Annotated in this window: 1 protein-coding gene and 1 pseudogene; one reads left to right on the forward strand and one right to left on the reverse strand. The window is 54.4% G+C overall.

Features of this window, described 5'->3' with window-relative positions; genetic code table 11:
• Positions 1–201: 201 nt before the first annotated feature.
• The gene (locus tag ACP5E6_RS18155; protein ID WP_427956685.1) at positions 202–1968 is read right to left on the reverse strand and encodes a methyl-accepting chemotaxis protein; all 1767 of its coding nucleotides are present in this window, start codon (positions 1966–1968) and stop codon (positions 202–204) included.
• Between the two features lie 401 nt (positions 1969–2369).
• Here ACP5E6_RS18155 and ACP5E6_RS18160 point away from each other — a divergent pair.
• Positions 2370–2601: pseudogene (locus ACP5E6_RS18160) on the forward strand (hypothetical protein); the annotation flags it as partial.

Here is a 2601-nt window from a genome sequence, read left to right on the forward strand (position 1 = left end):
TTCGCGTTTCACGAGGATGGTGAATCGAACCCGCCGTGACCGTGTCAAGCAAAATTTTCAGACCCCGATCCCGATCCGATTAGCCGGGGGGTGAGCAAATACTCTCAACAAACCGACCAACGCTATTTCTGCAACGGCCGCGAAGTGAAAAACTCAATATACGCTCCGAACCATTTATATCATACCGCACCGCTCCGGCTTTTAACGGCGCGGCACGCTGAGCTTGACAATAGGAGCGTGGGACCGAGTACGCTGGTTTTGTTCGGGCAACCTATGTAACGCTTTTGCGGCCACAAGTTTGACTGAGGGGCCGGCTTCGGACCGGCTAAGCTGGAACTGCCCGACGAGCGTTCCAAGCTCAGCGGCCTCCCCGGCAAGCGAATGGCTGGCTGCCGTAGCTTCTTCCACCATTGCTGCGTTTTGCTGCGTCAACTGGTCCATCTGATTGACCGCGGTGTTTACCTCGCCCAGCCCGATCGCCTGCTCCTGCGCGGAAGCGGCGATCTCTCTTACCAGCCTGTTAATTTGTTCTACCTGTTCGAGCGTCCGCCGGAGTGCCGCGCCGGTTTCTCCAACTAGCCTCACACCTGTTGTAACTTGGGCGCCTGAGGCGGAAATTAGAGTTTTAATCTCCTTTGCCGCATTGGCGGAGCGTTGCGCCAGTGCGCGGACCTCTGTTGCCACCACTGCGAAGCCGCGCCCTGCATCTCCAGCCCGCGCCGCTTCGACGCCTGCATTAAGCGCCAGCAGATTGGTCTGAAATGCAATCTCGTCGATTATGCCGATAATGTTGTCTATTTGCTTGGATGAACTTTCGATCCCGCTCATCGCAGCCACGGTCTCATTCACCACGTTACTGGAATGCTCAGCATCGGTCTTTGCCAGCGCCACAACTTCGTGGGTTTGTTTCGCGCCCTCAGCTGTCTTTCGAACGGACGCCGTTATTTCATCCAGCGCCGCGGCGGTCTGCTCCAAGCTCGCTGCCTGCTGCTCGGTCCGCCGTGAGAGATCATCCGACGCCTGAGCAATCTCCCCAGCCCCCGAAGTCACCCCGTCGGCATTCTCAGCGATAGATCTGATCGTCTCCTCGAGCGCCTCGACCGACGCGTTAAAATCCGCCTTCAGTGAGGCATATTGCTCAATAAACGGTTTGGTGATCCGGTAGTCGATCCGTTTCTCAGCCAGCGCCTTCAATCCAATACCCAGCTCAACGAGCGCTGCCTTGTGGTCGGTCATATTGGTCGCAATCATGACAACCTTGATGACTTTTTGGTTCAGATCGAAAATGGGGTTATAGGTTGCCATTAAATAAACTTCGCGGCCACCTTTACCAAACCGTTTGAATTCATCGGCCGCTACTTCACCTGAATTCAGCTTTCTCCAAAACTCTGTATAGGCCTGAGACTTCGCGTATTCTGAATCGACGAACATGCGGTGATGTTTGCCTCTGATCTCGTCCAAACCATAGCCCATGGCTGTCAGAAAATTTGCATTTGCAGTCCGGATTTCCCCGTCAGGGGTGAATTCAATGACGGCGCCCGCGCGCGATATCGCAGTCACGAGTCCCTGCGTTTCCATTGACTTTAGCTTCTCGCCTGTGATGACGGTCGCCTGCTTGAGAACCCTTACCACTCTCCCCGTTGCGGTCTTGATAGGGTTATAGGAGGCCTGAATCCAAACTTCGCGCCCACCCTTTCCAATCCTCTTATACTCAGCAGAATCATACTCACCACGGCTCAGCTTCGACCAAAACTCCCGATATGCGTCGGTCTCCGCGTAGGCAGGGTCGACAAACATGCGGTGATGCTTACCCTTTATCTCCTCCAGACCATATCCCAACGCCTGACAGAAATTCTCGTTTGCCCACAAAATCGTCCCGTCCGGGTTGAACTCGATCAACGCCAGGGAGCGGCTCAATGCCGCCATCTTTGCCAAAGCATCTGAACCAGCACGGAACCATTGAAACATCGCCCAATCTCCCCAATACATTCTCAATGATGACTATAAAGTCGCGGACGTTAAAATCGGCCTAATAAAACTCGGTGTCTTATTCATTTTGCTGCCATGGATGGGCTGTGCGTCATAGCCACCTTTTGGCCAGCCCATGATTGGAACTGACAAGCAACCACGATGTTTTGGTGAGGTCCATTGTGCGCATTTTGCCGCGTAATTGGTTATCCAGAGCCGTCCGTAACAATTAAAGACGCCAGGAAATCGATAGGTATTAATAATTATTTTACACAAAATTATATCCTGCGACACACGCAATGTAGAAGAAAATACATGACGACGCCTCAGCCTGACAAATCTGGCACGCGCCGGGTCACTCTGCCATCGTCCCGTTACAAGCCCATGGTGCAACCACTGCAATGATCAGGTCGCCGTCCGCCACCAACCTTACTGCCATCGCGCACCGTGAAACCGCGGTCGGTGCCAGGCTTGCGGGCCTCGGCATCTTCATCGCCGGCCTGGTCGCGCGCCTGTATGACCTGGGTACCAAACCGTTCTGGCTCGATGAGATTTTCACCGTCCAGCGCTCCTCGCTCGCGCTGCCAGGCGTGATCGCCAATTCCCTGCGCCATCATCACATCCCCAGCTTCT

The sequence above is a fragment of the Acidiphilium sp. genome (assembly GCF_049977125.1).
In the GTDB taxonomy this organism is placed as follows: domain Bacteria; phylum Pseudomonadota; class Alphaproteobacteria; order Acetobacterales; family Acetobacteraceae; genus Acidiphilium.

What these genes read in the sequence shown, in the direction of transcription:
- ACP5E6_RS18155 (WP_427956685.1), bottom strand. Translation starts at nt 1,968, where the DNA reads ATGTTTCAATGGTTCCGTGCTGGTTCAGATGCTTTGGCAAAGATGGCG.